Source organism: Colwellia psychrerythraea (genome assembly GCF_000764225.1).
Classification (GTDB): domain Bacteria; phylum Pseudomonadota; class Gammaproteobacteria; order Enterobacterales; family Alteromonadaceae; genus Colwellia; species Colwellia psychrerythraea_D.
This window is the reverse complement of record NZ_JQED01000029.1, coordinates 37,163-61,158: the sequence shown is the minus strand read 5'-3', so window position 1 is coordinate 61,158 and position 23,996 is coordinate 37,163. Positions and strand designations below refer to the sequence as shown.

Below are 23,996 nucleotides of genomic sequence, written 5' to 3'. Positions count from 1 at the left end.
ATGATTATTCTATTATCAAACACAGTGAAGATGAAGACGTGTTACCTAAACGCTTTATCAAAGGAAAAAAATCTATATCTATTGCGATAAATAACCCAGTCATAAAGGGTTATGTATATAGCCTTTATATACAATAGATTTAATTCCGATGAAATTTTTGCAACTAGATTAGTCACGGGAATCGATACTAATTATGTAATATACGCGCAATTGTTTCTTCTTTACGTAATGTTAAAATCTCACAACCTGTCTTAGTAACGACAATGGTGTGTTCCCACTGTGCAGATCTTTTACCATCGACAGTATAAACAGTCCAATTATCTGTTTTATCTAAAACAGTGCCAGCGCGGCCGAGATTTACCATAGGTTCAATGGTAAAACACATGCCTACTTCCATTTTAGTTTTGTCATTGTTTTTGTAGTGCATAATTTGTGGTTCTTCATGAAACTCTTTACCAATCCCATGACCACAGTAATCTTTAACAATAGAGTAACGCCCCGACTTTTTAATGAACTTTTGTATTGTTGCCCCAATTTCACCAAATGTGGCGCCCGGTTTTACTTTTTTAAGTGCTAAATAGAGTGACTCTTGGGTAATACGACATAAACGATTATCTTCAGCTGAAGCTTCACCAATAATAAACATTTTACTAGTATCACCATGATAACCATCTTTAATTACGGTTATATCAATATTAATAATATCACCATCGGCTAATACTGAGTCATCAGGTATACCATGACAAACGACATGATTTACTGAAGTACAGATAGACTTTGGAAAATGATGATAATTAAGTGGGGCGGATATCGCGTTTTGCACCTTTTCAGTATAGTCAGCACATAAGGTATTAAGCTCATCAGTACTTATGCCGGCTTTTACATGTGGAGCTATCATTTCTAAAACGTCTGCAGCTAACTGTCCAGCAATACGCATTTTTGCTATTTCATCTTGGCTTTTTATGGTGATGGCCATCTTGTTCTTTCTCTTTTAAGTTTGCGCTAGCAGCAGTAACATTGCGACTAAGCTTTCAATTAATTGTAATTCCATCGTATTAGATGAATAACTTGCCAATAAGATAGCAAGTTAACCGTGATTATTTAACTCTAATTTTATCGCATCAATGATGGCACTTGGTTCTTGTAAGTAAAAGTTGTGGTTAAGCAAAATAAGATTATCATCTATGGCAAGTAATAAAGCGGGTATTGCTTGAGTGCCTATTATTTCTTGAAGTGCAGAAATCTCATGTACTTGAGCGGCAGCATCAGTTGTTAATTTAGTTTTATTAAAGACCTTGGCTGGAACAGAAAGTTTGAATGCTTCGATGATGTCTTCTATTTCAGCTTGCTCACTGAGCGCGTTACCTGCTGAAAAGTGAGCTGCTTGCAGGGCATTTAATAACTGTAATGCTAGTTCAGGTGTTTTACCTACAGCCCAAGTCATTAAGTTTGCACAAAGGGTCGAATCTTTACCAAGTGATAATTTGGCCATATAATCAGGAGAAAAACTCACTGAAGATAACTCTTTAACTTGTAGTATTTGTTGCTTAGTGATTGTATTTTCGCCGTCGGCATCTGAAAAGTAGGCACAGTGCCATAAGTTCAGAGATACTTCGGGTAATGATTGGTTTACCGCATTCACTAAAGGAGTTGTAGCATAACTCCAAGGACAGTGACTGTCATAAATGAAAAATAATTCTGCTGCCATTACTTACTCTATAAATGTTGATGATTTTGATCAAAGACTTTAAATATCAGCTGATTTTAACTTGCCTTGTCAGATTATCCCACTATAAATCGACATTAGATGATAAATCATTTTTGTCTCGCAAAATAATCTTTTTTATGGTATAAAATGCGGCGCTTAATTTTTAGTTAGCCGTTTTTGTCTTTTTTATAAACGATAAAGGCTGTTTAGCTTGGTTAAGTGACAATTTAAATCGACTGTTTTTGCAAAGACTTTTTTAGTTTTTGGGATTATAAGTCATTATTATAAACTCACATACATCTATTAAAGGTATACCGGGGTGCTCAGCTTTTGGCTTTGAAGTCGAAACAAAAGGGTCGTGTATATTGGGTGTATGAACGCTTAACCCCATAAAGGAAAAGAAAAATGTCAAACGTTTCAATGCGCGATATGCTTAAAGCAGGTGTTCACTTCGGTCACAAAACTCGTTACTGGAATCCTAAAATGAAGCAATTCATTTTTGGTGCTCGCGATAAAGTTCATATCATTAACCTTGAACAAACAGTTCCTATGTTCAATGAAGCACTTGCTTTTGTAAACAATGTTTCATCGAAAAAAGGTAAAGTATTATTTGTTGGTACTAAACGTGCTGCAAGTGATGCAATCAAAGATGCTGCTATTAAGTCTGACCAATTTTACGTTAACCACCGCTGGTTAGGTGGTATGTTGACTAACTGGAAAACAGTTCGTCAATCTATCAAACGTTTAAAAGATTTAGAATCTCAAAGCACTGACGGTACTTTCGAAGCTTTAACTAAGAAAGAAGCGTTAATGCGTACTCGTGAAATGGAAAAGCTTGATAAAAGCTTAGGTGGTATCAAAAACATGGGTGGTTTACCTGACGTTTTATTTATCATTGATGCTGATCACGAGCACATTGCTATTAAAGAAGCAAACAACCTTGGTATCCCAGTAATTTCTGTTGTTGATACTAACTCAAACCCTGATGGCGTTGATTACGTTGTTCCAGGTAACGATGATGCTATCCGCGCAGTAACTTTATACTGTGATGCTGTTGCTAACGCTGTAACAAGTGGTCGTGAGCAAAACATCGTAGTACAAGCTGAAAAAGACGGTTTTGTTGAAGCTGAATAACTTCAGTTTATAACACGTTTATTTTCTATTGCCACAAAAGTACGCTTTTGTGGCAACTTATTTAATACTTATGCCCAGTGCTAATTTTTGAAAATTCTGAATTGGGGATAACTGAACACCGAGGAATTAACTCATGGCAATTACTGCTGCAATGGTTAAAGAACTACGTGACCGCACAGCTGCGGGCATGATGGATTGTAAAAATGCTCTAGTAGAAGCTGGCGGCGACATGGAACTTGCGATTGAAAATATGCGTAAGAACGGTCAAGCTAAAGCGGCTAAAAAAGCAGGTAACATCGCTGCTGAAGGTCAAATCATCATTAAAGATGGCACATTAGTTGAAGTTAACTGTCAAACTGACTTCGTAGCAAAAGATGACAACTTCTTAGCATTTGCTAACAAAGTTGCTGATGTTGCTGCAGCTGAAAAGCTTTCTATCGAAGACTTACAAGCTAAGTTTGAAGAAGAGCGTATTGCTTTAGTGACTAAAATTGGTGAAAACATCAATGTTCGTCGTGTAGCTTATGTTGAAGGTACTACGTTAGCTTCTTACAAGCATGGTGCTACTATTGGTGTTGTTGTTGCTGGTGAAGGTGATGCTGAATCACTTAAGCACATTGCAATGCACGTTGCTGCAAGCAAGCCAGAATTCTTAACGCCAGATGACGTTCCAGCTGATGTTGTTGCTAATGAAAAACGCATCCAAATCGAAATGGCGATGAATGAAGGCAAGCCTGAAGAAATCGCTGAGAAAATGGTTACTGGTCGAATGAAGAAATTCACTGGTGAAGTTTCTTTAACAGGTCAAGCTTTCATCATGGAACCTAAGAAAACAGTTGGTGCTGTTCTTGCTGAGAAAGGTATTACTGTTACTAGCTTCGTACGTTTAGAAGTTGGTGAAGGTATCGAGAAAAAAGAAGAAGATTTTGCTGCTGAAGTTGAAGCGCAAATTGCTGCTGCTAAAGCATAATTCACTTTTATACGCGGTTTTATAATCGCTTTATAAATTGTTGAATGATCAAAAAACGTCTACCCTAGGTAGGCGTTTTTTTATGCCTATAATATAGCAAACTGTTTTTTGAAGAGAACTTCATTGAAAATGGCCATTGTTTTAAAATTGTCTACTTAAGAGAAGGTAAATCTCAATTAAAACCATCTTGTATTGTATTATTTTTAGCCCTTTTAAATTATCGTTCTTCAATATTTACATAATAAAAATAGAGTTTTTTCAGTTTAGACTATCGTGTGTGGGCTAAACGTATTAAAATAGCCGCGGTCTTTTGACCTCGGCTATTTTTTTGCTTAAATTTTATTACTCTAACCGCGACAGGAATTTCTCCCTATGACAACTAATCCAAAACCTGCTTATCGAAGAATTCTATTAAAACTCAGTGGTGAAGCACTGATGGGCGAAGAGGGTTTTGGTATTGACCCAAAAGTACTTGATCGCATGGCTCAAGAAATAAAAGAGCTTGTAGAGATGGGCATCCAAGTTGGCCTAGTTATCGGTGGCGGAAATTTATTTCGTGGTGCTGGTTTGGCTGAAGCAGGTATGAACCGTGTTGTCGGCGACCAAATGGGTATGCTTGCTACTGTGATGAATGGCCTTGCAATGCGAGATGCTCTTCACCGTGCCTTTGTAAATACACGCTTGATGTCTGCAATCGATTTAGCGGGTGTTTGTGAACGTTATAATTGGGCAAATGCAATCAGTTTGTTAAAGTCTGGCCGCGTAGTGATCTTTTCAGCCGGGACAGGTAATCCGTTTTTTACTACTGACTCTGCTGCTTGTTTACGTGGTATTGAAATTGAAGCTGACGCTGTTTTAAAAGCGACTAAAGTTGACGGTATCTATTCTGAAGACCCAGTAAAAAATCCAGAAGCCGAGCTTTACCATGAGCTTAGCTATGATGAAGTTTTAGATAAAGAGTTGAAAGTAATGGATTTAGCGGCCTTTACCTTAGCACGAGATCACAATATCCCTATTCGTGTCTTTAATATGAATAAACCAGGTGCGTTGAAATCAGTTATTATGGGCGATAGTGAAGGTACCGTAATTACACACAAATAACGTTTTGAGACTTAAGTCAAAGCTAATAGTAAGTAAATCAGAATATTAATTTTGATTTACGTTAACTTATAATATTTAGGAAAATTAACGTGATAGATGAAATAATTGAAGATGCTCAAGAACGTATGGGTAAAAGCATTGAAGCTTTAAAAGTTAGCTTAAATAAAATCAGAACGGGCCGTGCTCATGCTTCGTTACTTGATAACATTGTTGTAGAATATTACGGCATGGATACCCCTTTAAACCAAGTTGGTAATATCTCGGTCCCCGATGCACGTAACCTTTCAATTACTGTTTTTGATAAAGGTATGATCGGTGCTGTTGAAAAGGCGATTTTAAAATCTGACTTAGGATTAAACCCACAATCAAATGGCACATTAATTCGCATTCCTTTACCGCCACTTACAGAAGAGCGTCGTAAAGATCTTGTTAAGGTTGTTCGTGGTGAAGCTGAAGGCGGAAAAGTTGCTATCCGTAATATTCGTCGTGATGCAAACTCTGATTTTAAAAGTCTGTTAAAAGAAAAAGAAATTAGTGAAGATGAGCATCATCAAGCTGAAGATTCTATTCAAAAAATAACAGATATTTTCGTAAAACAAGTAGATGAAGTACTTGTGAAGAAAGAAGCGGAACTAATGGAAATATAAGTAAATGTAATACCAAACGCCATGTTGTTGCTTTTTAGCCAACTGGCGTTTTTTATTCATAACGTCTTATAAGTTTGATGACTTAAATAATTAATGGAAAATTGTTAAGTGGAAAATACCGAAGCTTTAATTGGGCAATCTGAGAATAAAAATATCCCGCAACATGTTGCTATCATCATGGATGGCAATGGTCGCTGGGCTCAATTACAAGGAAAAGGGCGAGTTGCTGGGCACAAAGCTGGGGTTGAGTCAGTACGACAAGTTGTGGCGACTGCACGAAAGTCTAATGTTAAGGCATTGACCCTGTTTGCTTTTAGTAGCGAAAATTGGCAACGACCGGCAAAAGAAGTGAGTGTTTTAATGGACTTATTTATGTATGTGTTAACAAAAGAAGTTAAGCGCTTGCATAAACATAATATTCGCTTTCAAGTAGTAGGTGACCTCAGTCGCTTTTCTGAAAAACTACAAAAAAATATTACTAAATCAGAGCAGCTAACTGCAGGAAATACCGGTTTGGTTTTATCTATTGCGGCAAATTATGGTGGCCGTTGGGATATCGTTCAAGCAGCGAAGAAACTAGCGAGTAGTGTCAAGCAAGGCACAATGTCTCTTGACGATATCAATGAAGAGACTCTTAACGGAGAAACTTGTTTAGCAAACCTTCCGACACTAGATTTACTTATCCGCACTGGAGGTGATTATCGCATTAGTAATTTTCTCTTATGGCAAGCTGCTTATGCAGAACTTTATTTCACCGATACGCTATGGCCTGACTTCAATGAAGTAGAATTTTTAAAAGCCTTAAACTGCTTTGATCACAGAGAACGCCGTTTTGGCAAAACAGGCGAGCAAGCACGAAACGAAAAAACATAATTATTAAAAAATAATTGATAAAATATAATTAATAATAGCAAACCGAGCAATACGCCTCAGAGTTTGCCTGACTAGCGTATAGTCCATTACTAAAAAAGGGTAGCCCTTGTTAAAACAACGAATTATAACGGCTTTAATATTAGCACCAGCTGCAATCTCAGCTATTTTCTATTTGCCAATTAACTATTTTGCCCTTCTATTAATGGCGATTGTTGGTATTGGCTCTTGGGAATGGGCTCGATTTATGGGATTGGTTGATACCATGCAACGTTTGGCATATGTGGTAGTGACGAGTGCAATAATAGCTGCGTTATGGGTTTTATTACCCGTTGATGAAACTTGGTTAGTGATAACGGGCGTACAATATGAAATAACGTCAATACTATGGTTAAGTGTGCTCTGGTGGGGAATTGCTGCTTTATTAATGTTTTTATATCCTAAGTCGAGTCGTTTTTGGGCAAACAATAAATTTATAATTGCCTTATTTGGTTGCCTAACTTTAGTGCCTACGTGGCTAGCGTTTATGGTTTTGCGTACTAATAATTACCTCTTAGATGAGTTTCAAGGTGCACAGTTATTGATGTACTTGTTTATGCTTGTCTGGAGTGCCGATGTTGGTGCCTACTTTGTCGGAAAGTCACTGGGGAAACGAAAACTTATGCCTAATGTTAGCCCTGGTAAAACCATAGAAGGTTTTTTAGGTGGTGTAGTTTGTGCCAGCATATTAACCGTGATAGTTGGATTTTCATTGCAGTGGTCAAGTGATAAGTTTATGACTGCTTTAATCGTTACCTTATTGATAACCTCTATTTCTGTGTTAGGTGACTTAACTGAGAGTATGTTTAAACGCCAAGCTGGTGTTAAAGATAGTGGTACTATATTACCTGGTCACGGCGGAATTTTAGATCGAATAGATAGTCTCACGGCAACAGCACCTGTTTTTGCTCTTTGTTACATATTACTTGCTTGATAATCACTATATTTTCTAGCATTTTGATAAATTAATTGGGGTAAATGTGTGTCGAAACGTCAACTTTGTATATTAGGTTCAACGGGTTCAATTGGTTGTAGTACGCTCGATGTAGTAAGGCTTCATCCAGAGCGTTTTCAAGTGACTAGTTTAGCTGCGTATACTAGCGTTGATGTAATGTTTGAGCAGTGTCTCGAATTTAAACCTCAACAAGTTGTATTAGTATCAAGCAAACATGCTGCTCTACTTATCCAAAAACTAGCTGATGCAGATATTAATGGAATTTCAGTATTAAGTGGTAAACAGGCTTTAGTTGATATTGCTGAGTGTCAAACTTCCGATACCGTGATGGCATCTATTGTTGGCGCCTCTGGTTTGTTACCGACACTAGCCGCTGTTAATGCTGGGAAACGTGTGTTATTAGCAAATAAAGAAGCCTTGGTAACATCCGGCGCTATTTTTATGGCTGCAGTTAAAGCCTCTGGCGCAGAACTCCTACCCATAGATAGCGAACACAATGCTATTTTTCAATGTTTGCCATCACAGCAACAAGCTAAAGTCGGGGAGTGCGAACTCCTTGCTAATGGCATCAGTAAGATATTATTAACAGGCTCTGGTGGGCCTTTTAGAACAAGAGAAATCGATACCTTAGAATCAGTTACTCCTTCACAAGCATGCGCTCACCCTAATTGGGATATGGGGCAAAAAATATCTGTTGATTCAGCCACTATGATGAATAAGGGCCTTGAATTTATTGAAGCTAAGTGGCTTTTTAATGTTGAGGCAGAAGATATTCAAGTTGTGTTGCATCCTCAAAGTACAATACATTCAATGGTTCAGTACAAAGATGGATCTGTCATCGCACAAATGGGTAATCCAGATATGCGTACCCCCATAGCTCATGCGTTAAGTTTTCCAGATCGCATTGAGTCTGGTGTAGCGCCATTAGACTTTTTTAATACCACGTCCTTTGAATTTCAAGCTGTTGATTTTAAAAGGTATCCTAACCTAAAGCTTGCCATTGAAGCTTGCAAAGAAGGTCAGGCCGCTTGTACTGCCCTCAATGCTGCTAATGAAGTTGCTGTTGCAGCTTTTTTAGACGAAAAAATAAAATTCACTGATATTTATAAAATAAATGAAACTTCTGTGAAAAAATTTGTCTCACAAAAGGTAGATAATATTAATGAGGTTATTGCCCTAGATAAGCAAGTACGTTCATTTGCCGAAAAATTATTAGTAGATTTCATGCAAGCAGAAACAGTATCGCGCCAGGGTAATATTTAACATGATGGACTTTTTGTGGAACCTAACATCCTTTGTTATTGCTTTAGGTATCCTTGTTACCGTACATGAATATGGCCACTTTTGGGTAGCTAGGAAAAATGGTGTCAAAGTTGAGCGCTTTTCAGTTGGCTTTGGCAAACCCCTATGGCGAAAAAGAGGAAAGGACGGCACTGAATATATATTGGCAATGATACCTTTAGGTGGCTATGTCAAGATGTTAGATGAGCGCGTTGATGAGGTTCAACCTGAAGATAAAGGTAAAACCTTTAACGCTAAAACAGTTTACCAGCGTATTGCAATTGTTGCCGCAGGCCCGTTAGCTAATTTTATTTTTGCGCTAATCGCTTTATATATTATGTTCCTTATTGGTGTTCCTAGCGTGAAACCAATGATTGGTGATATTGTGCCCAGCACTATTGCTGCGGAAGCTAATCTACCTAAAGACAGCGAAATTATTAGTATCGCGGGCAAGAGAACACGAGACTGGCAAGATGTTAACCTTGCACTTATTGGACAAATTGGCAACAAAGAAATAACAATTAGCACTAAAAAAACTGATAGTCAGTATATTTCTAGCGTTACTTTAGATACGAGTGATTGGCAATTTTCGCCCGACGAAATGTCGGCGTTAACAAGTTTAGGTATTACGCCTTACCGACCTAAAGTTCACAATGAGCTAGCTGCCGTAGCGGAAGGTAGTCCCGCAGAATTGGCTGGGTTGTTAGTTGGCGACAAACTTATTGCTGTTAATGATGTATTGACTGATAGTTGGGAAGCCTTTGCTAAAGAGATAAAGCAGTATCCTAATAAAGATGTCGCAATTACCACAATGCGTAATGGTGAAATACTCAAACTCATCGTCATTCCAAGCAGAATTGAACAAGCTGGGAAAGCCATAGGGTATATTGGTGTTGCACCTAGAGTTGATGCATGGCCTAAGTCATTATTAATTGAATTAAGTTATGGACCTATTGACTCATTCAAAGAAAGTGCTCAACGAACTTGGGATTTAACAAGTTTAACATTTAGCATGATAGGCAAGTTGATTACTGGTGATGTTTCGGTAAAAAATCTCAGTGGTCCAATAGGAATTGCACAAGGTGCAGGTAATAGCGCAAGTCATGGCTTTGTATACTTTCTAGGCTTTTTAGCTTTAATTAGTATTAATTTAGGAATAATTAACCTTTTACCGCTCCCGGTACTTGATGGCGGACACTTACTCTATTATCTTATAGAGCTTTTTACTGGTAGAGAAGTATCAGAAAAAGCCCAAGAGGCGGGATTTAAAATTGGGGCTTTGGCGTTATTAATGTTGATGGCTATAGGGCTATTTAATGACTTTAGTCGAGTGTTAAGTTAAATGACGTCACCCATTATTGCCGTTGTTGCACTTATAAAAACGTGTAAAAGTGAAGTAACAGAATAATTTTAAGAAAAGATATTAAGCAACATTTTACGTTAAAAATTGAATGAAAGGATACGCTCTTTAGTGCTATAAGGCTTTATGAGATTTCAAAGGAAGGATAAAGAAAGTCGAAGAGGCTAGTCTGAAGGTTTATGCCTTAACACTCTACTATTACTAGCATTGAATTATCGAATGAATTCAGTCTAGTGTTAGAGTCACCGCATTAGATTAAGTGTGTAGCTAACCGTTTTTATAAAAAGAAGTAACGAAGTTTATAATATATGATCATGAAAAAAATTGCCTTAGCCCTACTTTTAGGTACGCTAGGAACATCACTACCATATGCCCAAGCTGCATCTAGTTTTCAAGTTGAAGACATTGAGGTCAAAGGTTTGCAACGTGTTGCTTTAGGTGCTGCGTTAACGCATATTCCGTTCAATGTCGGTGATGAACTCAATGACTTTCGAATTTCTCAATCTATAAAGGCCTTGTACCAAGCAGGTCACTTTAATGATATTAGAGTTTACCGTGATGGAAACCGACTGGTTTATCGCGTCAGAGAACGAGAAACTATTAGTGAAATACTTTTTGATGGCAATAGCGACCTTAAGGATGAACAGCTAACAGAGAGTCTCGATGGCAGTAATATACGTGTAGGTGAAACCCTTGACCGTACAGTTATATCCGGCATAGAGATGGGGTTAGAGAACTTCTACCACAGTGTTGGTAAGTACAATGCAAAAGTTACCGCAAAAGTTACACACTTACCGCGAAACCGAGTAAATCTAGAGTTTTCTTTTGTCGAGGGAGATTCCGCGGCAATCAGGCAAATTAATATTGTTGGTAATGAAGTTTTTTCTGATTCTGAAATTTTAGATAAAATTGAGCTTACATATGATTCGCCTTGGTGGAACTTTATGGCTCAGGATAGGTACCAGAAGCAGACCTTACAAGGGGATATGGAAACGATCAATAGTTACTATCTTAACCGTGGCTATTTGCGTTTCAAGGTTGACTCTACTCAGGTATCAATGACTCCAGACAAAAAAGCGGTGTATATTGCGCTAAATGTCAGTGAAGGTGAGACTTATACTATTAGTGAGGTTGATTTTGTCGGAGATATGGCGGGTTTTGAAAATACTATCCGAGCTATAAACCCATTACAAGCTGATGAATTATATAACGGTGCTGAGGTTACTTATACTGAAGAAGTGATTAGTAAATTCCTTGGGCGATATGGCTATGCTTATCCTAAAGTGAGAACTATTCCTGAAGTTGATGATGAAAATCATACCGTTAAATTGTCAATATCGATTGATCCAGGAAAGCGTGTGTATGTAAATCGTATCAACTTTACTGGTAACCATGTTACTGCAGATAATGTATTACGTCGTGAAATGAGACAAATGGAAGGCGCCTGGTTGTCTAACAGTGTGGTTGAATCGTCGAAATCATGGCTAATGCGCTTGCCTTACATGGAAACCGTTGATTTTGAAACTAAGCAGATTGAAGGGGAAGATGATTTAGTCGATATCGACTTTACTGTCAAAGAACAACCTTCAGGCTCATTTAATGCTGGTATTGGTTATGGCTCAGAAACCAAATTAAGTGTAAATGCAGGTGTTCAACAAAATAATTTTTTAGGCACTGGTAATCAACTTGGTTTCAACATAGCGAGAAATAGTTATCAAAAAAATGCCACTATCTCGTATACTGACCCTTACTTCACCGTGGATGCTGTTTCACTCGGTGGTCAAGTTTATTACAGCGAATATGACGCTGGGAATGCCAACTTGGTTGAATATAAGAATAAAACGTTTGGTTTAGGTCTTAACTGGGGATTTCCTGTTAATGAATATCTTCGTTTAAACTTTGGTGTCGGTTGGAAATACAACCAAATTTCTCAATTAGAAGCGTATGACCAAATTCAGAACTTCTATGATATTTATGCAGATCCGAATGATCCAGACGGACAGCTTGCCTTTAAAACCTTAGATTTAAATGCGGGTCTATCGCGAAGTACACTCAATCGAGGAACTTTCCCTACGTCTGGCTCTCAACAGAGATTTAATGCAAAAATGACCTCACCAAAGTCTGATTTGCAATACTTTAAGTTAAACTATGATGCAAAATTTTACTTCCCATTAACGCGGAGCCAAAAATGGTCAGTATTGACCCGCGTGCAGTTAGGCTATGCCAATGGTTACGGAACGGTGGATGGTAATGACCAATTATTACCTTTCTGGGAAAACTTCAGTGCAGGTGGCTCAGATTCATTAAGAGGTTTTGAAAACAACAGTGTCGGACCACGTGCAATATACCGTAGTCCTAAGCAGTTACCTGGTGGAGGTTGTTGTTTAGGTCCTGATAATGACTCTATCGCAGTATCACGAAGCTCTGTTGGTGGTAATGCCATGGCACTTGCAGGTGTTGAGTTAATAGTACCAACGCCATTCTTAGATGAAAGTTATTCAAATAGTGTGCGTACAAGTATTTTTTGGGATGCTGGTAGTGTTTGGGATACAGAGTTTAACATGGCAAGTTATGAAGATTTAGCACCAGAAGAGTTTGCTAAAATTGATGACTATTCAGACCCAGGTCGTTTTCGTAGCTCGGCAGGTATTTCGCTGCAATGGCTTTCGCCAATGGGACCAATGATTTTTAGTTTCGCCAGATCTGTTAGAGAAGAAGAGGGTGATGATTTATCATTCTTTAGTTTTAACATTGGAAAAACATTTTAAAACGCAGATTTTAGCTGCGTTATATGAATTAATCTTGCTATATTAACGGACATAGATATTTATCTGTAAAAATGGCAAGTAACAAATAATAAATAAAGGGGAACAACGTTGAATAAAGTTATTAAAACTATGGTTATGGGCGTAGCAGCATCTGGCATGTTATTAGCAAGTTCAGCTATGGCAGCAGATCAAAAGATTGGGGTAGTTAACTTTCAAGAAGTGATGAGCAAAATACCGCAAACAGCTGCATTAATGCAAAGCTTAGAAGCAGAGTTTAAAGATGAAAAAGCGGTTATTACTCAGCTTGAAAAAGATATTAAATATTATCAAGAAAAACTTAAGCGTGATGGCTCATTAATGAGTGCAAAAGAAAAAGAAGAACTTAATGTAAAAGTTAAATCTTTATTCCAAGAATACCAAGTAAAAGGTAAAGCTTTACAAGACAAAGCTACTCAGCGTCAAAATCAAGAAACGAATAAAATCATCGCATTAGTTCGACAAGCTGTAGATAAAATTGCTGTTAAACAAGATTTTGACCTAGTTCTTTCTCAACAAGCAGTTGTTTATGCTAAACCAGATGCTAGCCTTACTGATGTTGTGGTAGAGCAAGTTAGTAAGCTTAAATAAGTTATTAAGTTATCAGTAATATAAATTATTTATCTTTCATAATGGTAAAGGCACAATTATGACTTACACGTTAGCTGAAATTGCTATCAAGCTTGATGCTAAGTTGATAGTGCCGGATGCTCTTGATGAACAAAAAGAAGCACAGTCTACAATTACTAGCTTAGCGACTTTAGCGAATGCAAGTACAGGACAAATATCTTTCCTTGCCAATAGTAAATATAAGCAGCAACTTAGCTCAACTAAAGCAAGTGCCGTCATTGTATCTCCTGATGCAGTAGAAGACTGTCAAGTGAGTGCACTTGTAATGAGTAACCCTTATATGGGGTATGCTATTGTTGCACAGTTACTTGATAGCACACCGAAAGTCTCTTGTGGAATTCATCCTAGTGCGGTGATTGCTGAAGGTGTTTCTATTGGCGAAAATGTCAGTGTTGGTGCTAATACCGTTATTGAATCTGGTGTGCAATTAGCTGATAACGTGAGTATTGGTGCGGGTTGTTTCATTGGTCAAGCAGTGAAAATAGGTGAGTCAACGACACTTTGGGCAAATATTACAATTTATCATAGAGTAGAAATTGGCCATCATTGCTTAATCCAAGCTAACACCGTTCTCGGCTCTGACGGCTTTGGTTATGCACCTGTGCCAGGCGAGTATAAATGGCATAAAATCCCACAACTTGGCAGCGTGATAATTGGCAATCATGTTGAGATAGGGGCGAGTACTACTATTGATCGAGGTGCACTAGATAATACCGAAATAAAAGACGGTGTTATTTTAGATAATCAAATTCAAATTGCTCACAATGCTATCATTGGTGAAAATACCGCGATAGCAGGTTGCAGTGTTATTGCTGGCAGCACGGTTATAGGTAAAAATTGTACGATTGCTGGTTTAGTTGCTGTTAATGGTCATATCACTATTGCAGACAACACTGTTTTTACTGGAATGTCCATGGTAACTAAGAGTATCACTCAAGCAGGAGTGTATTCATCTGGTACGCCTGTAGTCGCAAATAAAGAATGGCATAAAACTAATGCCAGGATTAAACGACTTGATAGTTTGACTAAACGAGTGAAAGAGTTAGAAAAATTACTTGCTAAAAACTAGCTATTACCCCCACCAATGCGTAAAATACTTCAAAGTCTTTCTGTCACTCAACATGAAGCTGACGCAAATATAGTAGGCAGTTAGTTAAGTTCTAACTAACTGCGCTAACCAACAAGGGATATTCATTTGGAAACTGTAAAAAAACCTATCGATCTTAACGAAATAAAAACGTTAATACCTCACAGATACCCAATGTTATTAGTTGATAAAGTTATTGATCACGAACCTGGCAAAACGTTACATGCAATAAAAAATGTCACAATAAATGAACCTGTGTTTACCGGTCATTTTCCAGAGTTAGCTATTTTCCCAGGCGTATTAATTTTAGAAGCACTAGCACAGGCGACCGGTATTCTTGGATTCAAGAGTACAGAAGGGCGTGATGATAATGAAATGTATTTATTTGCTTCAATCGATAATGCTAAATTTAAAAAGCCTGTATTACCAGGCGATACAATGCACTTGCATGTTGAATTTATTAAAGAGCGTCGCGGTATGTGGAAATTTTATGGTGAAGCCAGAGTGGATGGTAAAGTAGTTTGTTCTGCCGATCTTATGTGTGCACGTCGCCCTCTGTAGTTTAAATTTATATTTATTATTTATTCGCTCACTTACCTTTTAGAAGATTTAATATATGATTCATCCTCAAGCTATTATTGAACCCGGTGCCGTTATTGGTAAAAATGTTTCTATAGGTCCATGGACTTATATTGCGAGTAACGTTGTTATTGGCGATGACTGTGAAATTAGCTCTCACGTGGTTATTAATGGTCCAAGCCGCATTGGTAAAGGTAACCGTATTTTCCAATTTGCCAGTATTGGTGAAGATTGTCAGGACATTAAGTATAATGGTGAGCCAACTGAACTGATTATTGGTGACAACAATACCTTTCGAGAGTCTTGTACTGTCCACCGTGGCACAATTCAAGATAATAGTATTACTCAAATAGGCAGTAATAATTTATTTATGGCATATACTCATGTTGCCCATGATTGTATGGTAGGTAGTCATTGTATTTTCGCAAATAATGCTTCTATTGCTGGTCATGTTCACGTTGGTGATCATGCTATCATTGGCGGCATGGTTGGTGTTCATCAATTCTGTCACATTGGTGCACATAGTTTTATTGCAGGTAATGCCTTGATCTTAAAAGATGTTCCTGCTTATGTTATGGCTTCTGGCCAACCAGCAAAACCTTTTGGCTTAAATAGTGAAGGTTTGAAACGTCGTGGCTTTGATAAAGAAACTATTTTAACAATAAAGCGCGCTTACAAAGTTTTGTATCGTCAAGGGCTTTCTGTAGAAGAAGCATTAACCGCTATCAGTAAATTGCCAGCACAATCTGCAGAGTTACAAGTATTTTGTAACTCAATCAAAGAATCTAATCGCGGTCTCATTCGTTAAACTTAATACGTTAAACATGTGCCGTTAATATAAGTACCTTTTCTATAGGTATCATTAACTTTAAGTACTTTTAACGCCTATGACTACTCAGAATCTAAACGCTCACCAACAAACTGTATTTGCTATGGTTGTTGGTGAGCATTCAGGTGATACGCTCGGTGCGGGCCTGATCACTTCATTACGTCAAACTCACCCTAATGCGAAATTTGTAGGCATTGGCGGTCCCAAGATGAAAGCTTTAGGTTTTGAAAGCTTATTTAATATGGACGAATTATCAGTCATGGGACTCGTCGAAGTGCTCGGACGAATTCGTCGTTTATTACATGTTCGTAAAAGTTTAACTGATTTTTTTACTGCTAATAAGCCTGATGTATTTATTGGCATTGATGCTCCTGATTTTAACATTGGTCTTGAACTAAAGCTTAAAGTACATGGCATTAAAACTGTTCATTATGTTAGTCCATCTGTGTGGGCGTGGCGTGAAAAGCGCATTTTTAAAATAGCTAAAGCGACAAATATGGTTTTAGCTTTATTGCCATTTGAAAAAGCTTTTTATGATAAGCACAAGGTTCCTTGTACCTTTGTTGGTCATCCACTTGCCGATGATATTCCAATGCAAAGTGATAAAACTTTAGCGAGAAATAAACTAGGCTTACCACAAAATAAAAAAATTCTTGCGCTGATGCCTGGTAGTCGTGGCGGCGAATTATCTCGTTTATTGGAAGACTTCTTCGAAAGTGCTAAACAACTACAGGCTCAAGACAGTGAATTACTTTTTGTTGCGCCGATGATCAGCGAGCAACGTACAGCACAATTTAACGCCCTCAAAGCTGAATTAGCACCTGATTTAATAGTCGAAGTAGTACTTAACCAAACACAAGATGTTATGGCTGCCAGTGACTGTCTATTAACTGCCTCAGGTACAGTAACTTTAGAAGCCGCTCTAATTAAACGCCCGATGGTTATTTGTTACAAATTTAGCCCGATAACCTATTTATTAGGCCGATGGTTAGTTAAATTGAAGTGGTTCTCTCTACCGAATTTATTAGCAAATAGAACATTAGTGCCGGAACTATTACAAAAAGAAGTTTGTCCTGACAATATAATACCTTTGATAAAAGAGCGTTTGTATCAAGATCAGAGCCAACTGAATGACAGTTATAATGAGATTCATCAACAGCTGAAGTGTGACGCTAGTAAGCAAGCAGCTAAAGCAGTACTTGATGTACTATCTCATTAATTTTTAGACAATAATAATTAACGAATAAGATAAGCATACCTTATCTAGAGTAAATAATATGGCAAGTAAGCAAGCTTTTCCTGATTTCGAATACCCGATAGCCTACTGTATTGCGGGAATTGATGAAGTTGGTCGAGGTCCTTTAGTTGGTGATGTCGTTACTGCGGCTGTCATTCTCGATCCCGATAACCCAATCACAGGCTTGATGGATTCAAAAAAATTGTCAGAGAAAAAGCGGAACTTGCTATCAATTGAAATAAAAGAGAAAGCAATCGCGTGGTCACTAGGACGTGCAACCCCGCAAGAAATTGATACCTTAAATATATTACACGCAACTATGCTTGCCATGCAACGCGCTGTAGCAGGCTTAGATGTTGAGCCTGATTTTGTACTTGTTGATGGAAATCGTTGTCCCACTTTTTTAACGAGGAAAAATGAATTAGGTCAACAAGAATCGAAAATAGCTAGCCAAGCGGTAGTTAAAGGCGATGCCAGAGTCGCGGAGATAAGTGCAGCTTCGATTATTGCTAAGGTTGCCCGCGATAATGAAATGATTGCCTTAGATAAGCGTCATCCTGAGTATGGTTTTGCCAAGCACAAAGGTTATCCAACCAAACTCCATTTAGAAAAAATTATTGAGCATGGAGTATTGGATTGTTATCGACAAAGTTTTAAACCTGTCGCCAGAGTATTAGGTACATACAATGACTGATTTACATAGTGAAGAAGCCGCTACAGAGGAAGAGCCTACTGCTTTTATGCCACCCAAATTTATCCATTTACGCGTTCATAGTGATTTCTCTATGTGTGATGGTCTAAAAAAAGTTAAACCAATTATTGCAAAAGCGGTTGAACTTAACATGCCAGCACTTGCCTTAACTGATCAAACTAACCTTTGCGGTCTAGTCAAATATTATCATGCTGCTCACGGTGCTGGAATTAAACCTATTATCGGTTGTGATTTTTGGGTAAAAAGTGATGAATTGGAAGATGAGCTTTCACGTTTAGTTATATTAACAACTAATAATATTGGTTATAAAAATATAACTGAACTTATCTCAAAAGCCTATACCCGAGGACATATTCAAAACAGAGCAGTGATTGATAAATCCTGGTTAGTTGAATTTAAAGAAGGTTTAATTCTACTTTCCGGTGGGCGTGAAGGAGACATCGGAAAAGCCTTATTGAAAGGCAATACTGAGTTAGTTGATGAAATGGTTAGTTTTTATCAGCAACATTTCGACCGCAGCTTTTTTCTTGAGTTAATGAGAACAGGTCGAGAAAATGAAGAAAACTACATTCATCTTGCTGTAGAACTTGCAGATAAAGAAAACCTGCCCGTAGTCGCTACGAATGAGGTGATGTTCCTCTCTCCTGAAGACTTCGATGCCCATGAAATTCGAGTCGCGATCCATGACGGTTTTACTTTAGATGATAAACGCCGACCTAAACGTTATAGCGCTGAGCAATATCTTCGCAGTGAAGAGGAAATGTGTGAACTGTTCAGTGATATACCAGAAGCCCTAGAAAATAGTGTTGAAATTGCCAAGCGCTGTAATGTGACTGTGACCCTAGGGGAGTATGTCTTACCTGACTTCCCGACTGAAGGTCTAGAAATTAATGATTTTTTTATCAAAGTATCTGAAAAAGGCTTAGAAAAAAGGCTTAAGCAGCTTTTTGATGTTGATGCGCCTGACTTTGCTGAAATAAGGAAACCCTATGATGACCGTTTAGCTGTTGAGCTTGAAGTTGTTAATAACATGGGCTTCCCTGGTTACTTCTTAATCGTAATGGAATTTATTCAATGGAGTAAAGATAATAATATCCCTGTTGGCCCTGGCCGTGGTTCTGGTGCAGGCTCTTTAGTTGCTTATGCTTTAGATATTACCGACCTCGACCCACTAGAATATGATTTACTCTTTGAGCGATTTTTAAACCCTGAACGTGTCTCTATGCCAGATTTCGATATCGATTTTTGTATGGATAGGCGCGATGAAGTTATTGACCATGTTGCAGAGCTTTATGGTCGAGATGCGGTTTCGCAAATTATAACTTTTGGTACGATGGCGGCTAAAGCGGTTATCCGTGATGTTGGTCGAGTATTAGGCCATCCGTATGGCTTTGTTGATAGAATTTCAAAGCTGATACCGCCTACACCCGGTATGACTTTAGCTAAAGCATTTGAAGAAGAACCAAAGCTACCAGAAGTATATGCACAAGATTCTGAAGTAAAAGATCTTATAGATATGTGTCGTATCCTCGAGGGTACTACACGTAATGCGGGTAAACATGCAGGTGGCGTGGTTATCTCCCCTACAACTATCACCGATTTTGCGCCATTATATTGTGATGATGAAGGTAACAACCCTGTAACCCAATTTGATAAAAATGATGTAGAAGACGCCGGCTTAGTTAAGTTTGACTTTTTAGGATTAAGAACACTTACTATTTTGCAATGGGCCATTGAAATGGCTGATGCTAAGTTGCTTAAAGCGGGCAAAGAGCCGATCAATATCGCTGCGATTGATCTGGAAGATAAGGCAAGTTTTAAGTTGTTACTCGCTTCAAAAACGACAGCCGTATTCCAGCTAGAATCAAGCGGAATGAAATCTCTAATCGAAAAATTAAAACCCGATTGCTTTGAAGATATTATCGCTCTAGTGGCCTTATTTAGGCCAGGGCCACTGCAATCGGGCATGGTTGATAACTTCATTGAGCGTAAACATGGTCGTGAAGCCATTAGTTACCCAGATGAGACATGGCAACATGAAGACTTGCAGCCAGTACTTGAACCTACCTATGGTATTATTTTGTATCAAGAGCAGGTTATGCAAATTGCTCAGGTACTAGCTGGTTACTCTCTTGGTGGTGCTGATATGCTCCGTCGAGCTATGGGTAAGAAAAAACCAGAAGAAATGGCTAAGCAACGTGCAGGATTTGAAGAAGGCGCCATAGGACGTGGTGTAGATGGCGAACTCGCCATGAAAATATTTGATTTAGTTGAAAAGTTTGCTGGTTATGGTTTCAATAAATCACATTCAGCTGCTTATGCCTTGGTTTCTTATCAAACGTTATGGATGAAGACCCATTTTCCCGCACCATTTATGGCTGCAGTAATGTCTGCCGACATGGATAACACTGAGAAAATTGTTACTTTAGTTGATGAATGTAGCAATATGGAAATTGTATTGTTACCACCTGATGTAAACGCAGGACAATATAAATTCACTGTCAATGACCATGACCAAATTGTTTATGGTATCGGCGCGGTAAAAGGCGTTGGTGAAGGTCCAATTGAAGCGATTATTGCTGCGCGTTTAGCGGGTGGACCTTTTACCGATTTATTTGATTTTTGTGCGCGTTTAGATCTTAAAAAAACCAATAAACGTGTATTGGAAAAGTTAATTAAATCAGGTGCCATGGACTCATTAGGACCTAAACACCAAATTGGTTCAACTAAAGAGCAAGGGGCTAATCGTGCGGCGCTCTTTGAAACCTTGCCAGAAGCGATAAAAGCAGCTGAGCAACATGCCAAGGCAGAATTGTTAGGACAAAATGATTTATTTGGTTTAATTAATGACGAACAAACTGATTCTAGACAGTCTTTTAAAGAGGCTAAAGCGTGGGCTGAAGAAGCTTGGCTTGATGGTGAAAAAGAAACGTTAGGGCTGTATTTAACAGGTCATCCGATAAATCGTTACTTAAGTGAAATAAAAAAGTATTCATCAAGCCGGCTTGTCGCTATGCAACCTACTGGAAGAGATAGACAAGCGGTTGCCGTAGGCTTAGTCATAGGCGTCAGAGTTTTAGTCAATAAACGTGGGCGTCGCTGGGCATTAGTGACTCTAGATGATAAGAGTGCTCGTATGGATATCCGGCTTTTTCCAGATGATTATGACCGTTTTGCAGAATTGTTGGTAAGTGATGCTATTTTAGTTTGTAGCGGACAGGTCAGCTTTGATGATTATTCTGGTGGTAATACAATGACAGCTCGGGATATAATGACAATCACTGATGCGCGAGAAAATTATCTAAGCTCCATTGATGTTCAGGTTGATAACAGCTTGATAGCAGATAATTTTATTGAACAATTTACTCAGGTATTAACGCCTTTTAAAGAAGGGACCTGTCCAGTGAGAGTTTTTTATCAGCGTGAAGAAGCTCAAGCTATGCTTGAGTTAGGCGTACAATGGCGAGTAACGCCGGCTGATTTGTTACTGTACGAATTAAAAACATTGCTTGGCGAAGAACGCGTCGCCATGGAATTTAAATAACAACTACTTAGCTTAAAATCTTGAGTAAGCATGCTTTATTTAAAGTATTGCTAAAGATTGTAAACTTAAAGTGTTTTGGTTAAGTAGTGAAACCGATTATAAAAATTAACTAGATTTATTAGGTAAATAAGCATGTCATTAAACTTTTTAGATTTCGAGCAGCCAATTGCTGAGCTTGATGCGAAAATAGAAGAGCTACAGTTAGTAAATAATGGACAAGAATTAGATCTTGATATAGAAGATCAAATTGCACAATTACGCGAAAAAAACAAAGAGCAAACTAAGAAAATCTTCGCAAATTTAGATGCTTGGCAAACTGCGAGAGTGGCACGCCATCCTCAACGTCCTTATACCTTCGATTATTTATCACGAATTTTTACAGAATTTGATGAGTTAGCAGGTGATCGTGCTTATGCTGATGATAGCGCCATAGTTGGTGGTACAGCTCGTTTAGACGGTAAACCCGTCATGGTAATAGGCCATCAAAAAGGTCGTTCAACTGCTGAAAAAGTTAAGCGTAACTTTGGCATGCCGCGTCCAGAAGGTTATCGAAAAGCACTCCGTTTAATGGAAATGGCAGAACGTTTTAATATGCCAATCATTACCTTTATCGACACTCCAGGTGCCTATCCAGGTGTTGGTGCAGAAGAGCGAGGACAAAGTGAAGCTATTGCACGTAACTTAAAAGTTATGGCACGTTTAACTGTTCCTATTGTTTGTACCGTGATTGGTGAAGGCGGTTCAGGTGGCGCTTTAGCCATTGGTGTTGGTGATAGAGTTAATATGCTGCAATATGCGACTTATTCTGTAATTTCACCTGAAGGTTGTGCATCTATATTATGGAAAACAGCTGAGAAAGCTCCTACAGCAGCTGCTGCGATGGGTATTACCGCACAGCGTATCAAAGAGCTCGACTTAATTAATAGTATTGTTGAGGAGCCATTAGGTGGAGCACATCGAGATATGGATGTGATGGCCGCGCAACTTAAACATGCAATTAAAAATGACCTATCAGAACTTGAAGGCTTGAGTAAAGATGAGCTTATCGAGAAGCGTTATGATAGATTAATGTCATACGGTTACTGCTAAATAACTCAGCCGACAGTACTTTACTGTCGGCTTTTTTTTATGAATCATATAACTTCAGCTCTTCATCATACCCTCCAGAACATTTTTGATATACATGGAAACATTGAGTTAATTATTGCCTATAGTGGGGGCATCGACTCTCAGGTGCTTTTACACGCGTTAGTACAATTGAGGCAAAAGAGACTTATCAGCAATGAGATTACCGTTTGCCATGTTAACCACGGCTTGAGTGAAAATGCTGATAGTTGGCAGGTACTTGCGGAAAAAGAATGCATTAAGCTCTCAGTTAAGCTTGTGGTTAAACACGTCAATGTGCAAGAGAAAGCTCAACATTCTTTAGAAGCGTTGGCAAGAGACGCCAGATATAGTGCGCTTAAATCCCTGCGAGAAAAAAAGTCTATTGTATTAACCGGGCATCATAGCGATGATCAAAGTGAGACGTTTTTATTAGCACTTAAGCGTGGTGCTGGTTTAAAAGGTTTGTCTGCAATGTCTGAGCAGATACAGCTTGGCCAACATGTATTAGTTCGTCCGTTACTGAGCATTTCACGTCAAGAAATTGAAGAGTATGCTAACAGTCACCAGCTTCAATGGGTGGAAGATGAGTCGAACTTTGACACGTGTTTTGATCGGAACTTTATCAGACAAGAAATAATGCCATTGTTGCGTCAGCGGTGGCCTAGTATAAATAGCACCATTAATCGAAGTGCCAGCCATTGTTTATCGGGTCAAGCATTATTAGATGAACTCGGAGCGCAAGATTTGCTACTTTGCAAAGCGAGTGACATCAGCTTACACGTTGATATGTTAATATCGCTGTCATCAGCACGCTTTAACAATCTTATTCGTTTTTTTATGGCGCAGCATCACTATTTGATGCCAAGTACAGAGCAGTTATTTCAATTAAGACAACAGCTGCAGGCAGGAGAAGATAAAAGTCCTCAAGTAAAGGTTGCACAGCATGTCTTCAGGCGTTTCAAAAATACCTTGTTTTTAACCTCCGAATTTAGTGATATTAGCGACTGGCACCAACAAATAATATTGTTTAATGGTAATGGGTTAATTGATCAGAAAGTTATGGCTTTACCAGATAACCTCGGTAAATTAATCTTTAATACCACTACAGTGACAAGTGCTGATACGAGTACAAAACTTCCTCACATTGTTTTGCCGAAATATGGACAACAAGTAAGTGTGCGTTTTCGACATGAAAATCCTAAATGCTTACCCCATTTTAGGCAGCATTCCCGCACAGTTAAAAAAGTGCTGCAAGAGTTAAATATTGCGCCATGGCAGCGCAAGCGTATTGCTTTTTTATATTACGATGATGAATTGGTCTCAGCGATCGGTTACTTTATTTGCCAAGCATTTATTGAAACTAATCCAAAACTTGGGATGCAAATACACCATACCCAGTAAT

The 23,996-nt window shown here is 38.4% G+C and carries 20 protein-coding genes; 18 read left to right on the top strand and 2 right to left on the bottom strand.

Features of this window, described 5'->3' with window-relative positions:
- Window positions 1-187: 187 nt before the first annotated feature.
- Window positions 188-976 (bottom strand): type I methionyl aminopeptidase, encoded by a 789-nt coding sequence (gene map, locus ND2E_RS10445; RefSeq protein ID WP_033093969.1) that lies wholly within the window; start codon window positions 974-976, stop codon window positions 188-190.
- A 111-nt stretch (window positions 977-1,087) separates the two neighbouring features.
- The gene (locus ND2E_RS10450) at window positions 1,088-1,708 is read right to left on the bottom strand and encodes a hypothetical protein (protein ID WP_033093968.1); all 621 of its coding nucleotides are present in this window, start codon (window positions 1,706-1,708) and stop codon (window positions 1,088-1,090) included.
- Between the two features lie 405 nt (window positions 1,709-2,113).
- Here ND2E_RS10450 and rpsB point away from each other — a divergent pair, with 405 nt between their 5' ends.
- The 18 genes from rpsB (at window position 2,114) to tilS (ending at window position 23,995) form a co-directional block, all read left to right on the top strand.
- On the top strand, window positions 2,114-2,842 hold the full coding sequence (rpsB, locus tag ND2E_RS10455) for a 30S ribosomal protein S2 (protein WP_033093967.1): 729 nt from the start codon (window positions 2,114-2,116) through the stop codon (window positions 2,840-2,842).
- Window positions 2,843-2,975: 133 nt separating this feature from the next.
- Window positions 2,976-3,812, top strand: coding sequence for a translation elongation factor Ts (tsf, locus tag ND2E_RS10460; protein ID WP_033093966.1), 837 nt, complete (start codon window positions 2,976-2,978; stop codon window positions 3,810-3,812).
- 372 nt (window positions 3,813-4,184) lie between these two features.
- Window positions 4,185-4,913, top strand: coding sequence for a UMP kinase (gene pyrH, locus ND2E_RS10465; RefSeq protein ID WP_033093965.1), 729 nt, complete (start codon window positions 4,185-4,187; stop codon window positions 4,911-4,913).
- Window positions 4,914-5,002: 89 nt separating this feature from the next.
- Window positions 5,003-5,560 carry a ribosome recycling factor gene (gene frr / locus ND2E_RS10470; protein WP_033093964.1) on the top strand — a complete coding sequence of 186 codons (558 nt, stop codon included), beginning with the start codon at window positions 5,003-5,005 and terminating at the stop codon, window positions 5,558-5,560.
- A gap of 108 nt (window positions 5,561-5,668) precedes the next feature.
- Window positions 5,669-6,433, top strand: coding sequence for a polyprenyl diphosphate synthase (uppS, locus tag ND2E_RS10475; RefSeq protein ID WP_033093963.1), 765 nt, complete (start codon window positions 5,669-5,671; stop codon window positions 6,431-6,433).
- A 106-nt stretch (window positions 6,434-6,539) separates the two neighbouring features.
- Window positions 6,540-7,403: a phosphatidate cytidylyltransferase gene (locus ND2E_RS10480; RefSeq protein WP_033093962.1), complete on the top strand. Its 864-nt coding sequence runs from the start codon at window positions 6,540-6,542 to the stop codon at window positions 7,401-7,403.
- 48 nt (window positions 7,404-7,451) lie between these two features.
- Entirely contained in the window at window positions 7,452-8,687 is a 1,236-nt protein-coding gene (ispC, locus tag ND2E_RS10485) for a 1-deoxy-D-xylulose-5-phosphate reductoisomerase (protein ID WP_033093961.1), read from the top strand.
- 1 nt (window position 8,688) lies between these two features.
- Window positions 8,689-10,047 carry a sigma E protease regulator RseP gene (gene rseP, locus ND2E_RS10490; RefSeq protein WP_033093960.1) on the top strand — a complete coding sequence of 453 codons (1,359 nt, stop codon included), beginning with the start codon at window positions 8,689-8,691 and terminating at the stop codon, window positions 10,045-10,047.
- 326 nt (window positions 10,048-10,373) lie between these two features.
- Window positions 10,374-12,833, top strand: coding sequence for an outer membrane protein assembly factor BamA (gene bamA, locus ND2E_RS10495; protein WP_033093959.1), 2,460 nt, complete (start codon window positions 10,374-10,376; stop codon window positions 12,831-12,833).
- Between the two features lie 108 nt (window positions 12,834-12,941).
- Entirely contained in the window at window positions 12,942-13,460 is a 519-nt protein-coding gene (locus tag ND2E_RS10500) for an OmpH family outer membrane protein (protein WP_033093958.1), read from the top strand.
- A gap of 58 nt (window positions 13,461-13,518) precedes the next feature.
- Window positions 13,519-14,568: a UDP-3-O-(3-hydroxymyristoyl)glucosamine N-acyltransferase gene (lpxD, locus tag ND2E_RS10505; protein WP_033093957.1), complete on the top strand. Its 1,050-nt coding sequence runs from the start codon at window positions 13,519-13,521 to the stop codon at window positions 14,566-14,568.
- 126 nt (window positions 14,569-14,694) lie between these two features.
- Window positions 14,695-15,147 carry a 3-hydroxyacyl-ACP dehydratase FabZ gene (fabZ, locus tag ND2E_RS10510; protein ID WP_033093956.1) on the top strand — a complete coding sequence of 151 codons (453 nt, stop codon included), beginning with the start codon at window positions 14,695-14,697 and terminating at the stop codon, window positions 15,145-15,147.
- A 55-nt stretch (window positions 15,148-15,202) separates the two neighbouring features.
- Entirely contained in the window at window positions 15,203-15,973 is a 771-nt protein-coding gene (gene lpxA / locus ND2E_RS10515; RefSeq protein WP_033093955.1) for an acyl-ACP--UDP-N-acetylglucosamine O-acyltransferase, read from the top strand.
- Window positions 15,974-16,052: 79 nt separating this feature from the next.
- A complete protein-coding gene (lpxB, locus tag ND2E_RS10520; protein ID WP_033093954.1) occupies window positions 16,053-17,213 on the top strand; it encodes a lipid-A-disaccharide synthase in 1,161 nt (386 codons plus the stop codon).
- 58 nt (window positions 17,214-17,271) lie between these two features.
- The gene (rnhB, locus tag ND2E_RS10525) at window positions 17,272-17,925 is read left to right on the top strand and encodes a ribonuclease HII (protein ID WP_033093953.1); all 654 of its coding nucleotides are present in this window, start codon (window positions 17,272-17,274) and stop codon (window positions 17,923-17,925) included.
- A 46-nt stretch (window positions 17,926-17,971) separates the two neighbouring features.
- The gene (dnaE, locus tag ND2E_RS10530; RefSeq protein WP_033094163.1) at window positions 17,972-21,487 is read left to right on the top strand and encodes a DNA polymerase III subunit alpha; all 3,516 of its coding nucleotides are present in this window, start codon (window positions 17,972-17,974) and stop codon (window positions 21,485-21,487) included.
- A 132-nt stretch (window positions 21,488-21,619) separates the two neighbouring features.
- Window positions 21,620-22,576, top strand: coding sequence for an acetyl-CoA carboxylase carboxyl transferase subunit alpha (accA, locus tag ND2E_RS10535; RefSeq protein WP_033093952.1), 957 nt, complete (start codon window positions 21,620-21,622; stop codon window positions 22,574-22,576).
- A gap of 39 nt (window positions 22,577-22,615) precedes the next feature.
- The gene (tilS, locus tag ND2E_RS10540) at window positions 22,616-23,995 is read left to right on the top strand and encodes a tRNA lysidine(34) synthetase TilS (protein ID WP_052056544.1); all 1,380 of its coding nucleotides are present in this window, start codon (window positions 22,616-22,618) and stop codon (window positions 23,993-23,995) included.
- Window position 23,996: the final 1 nt, after the last annotated feature.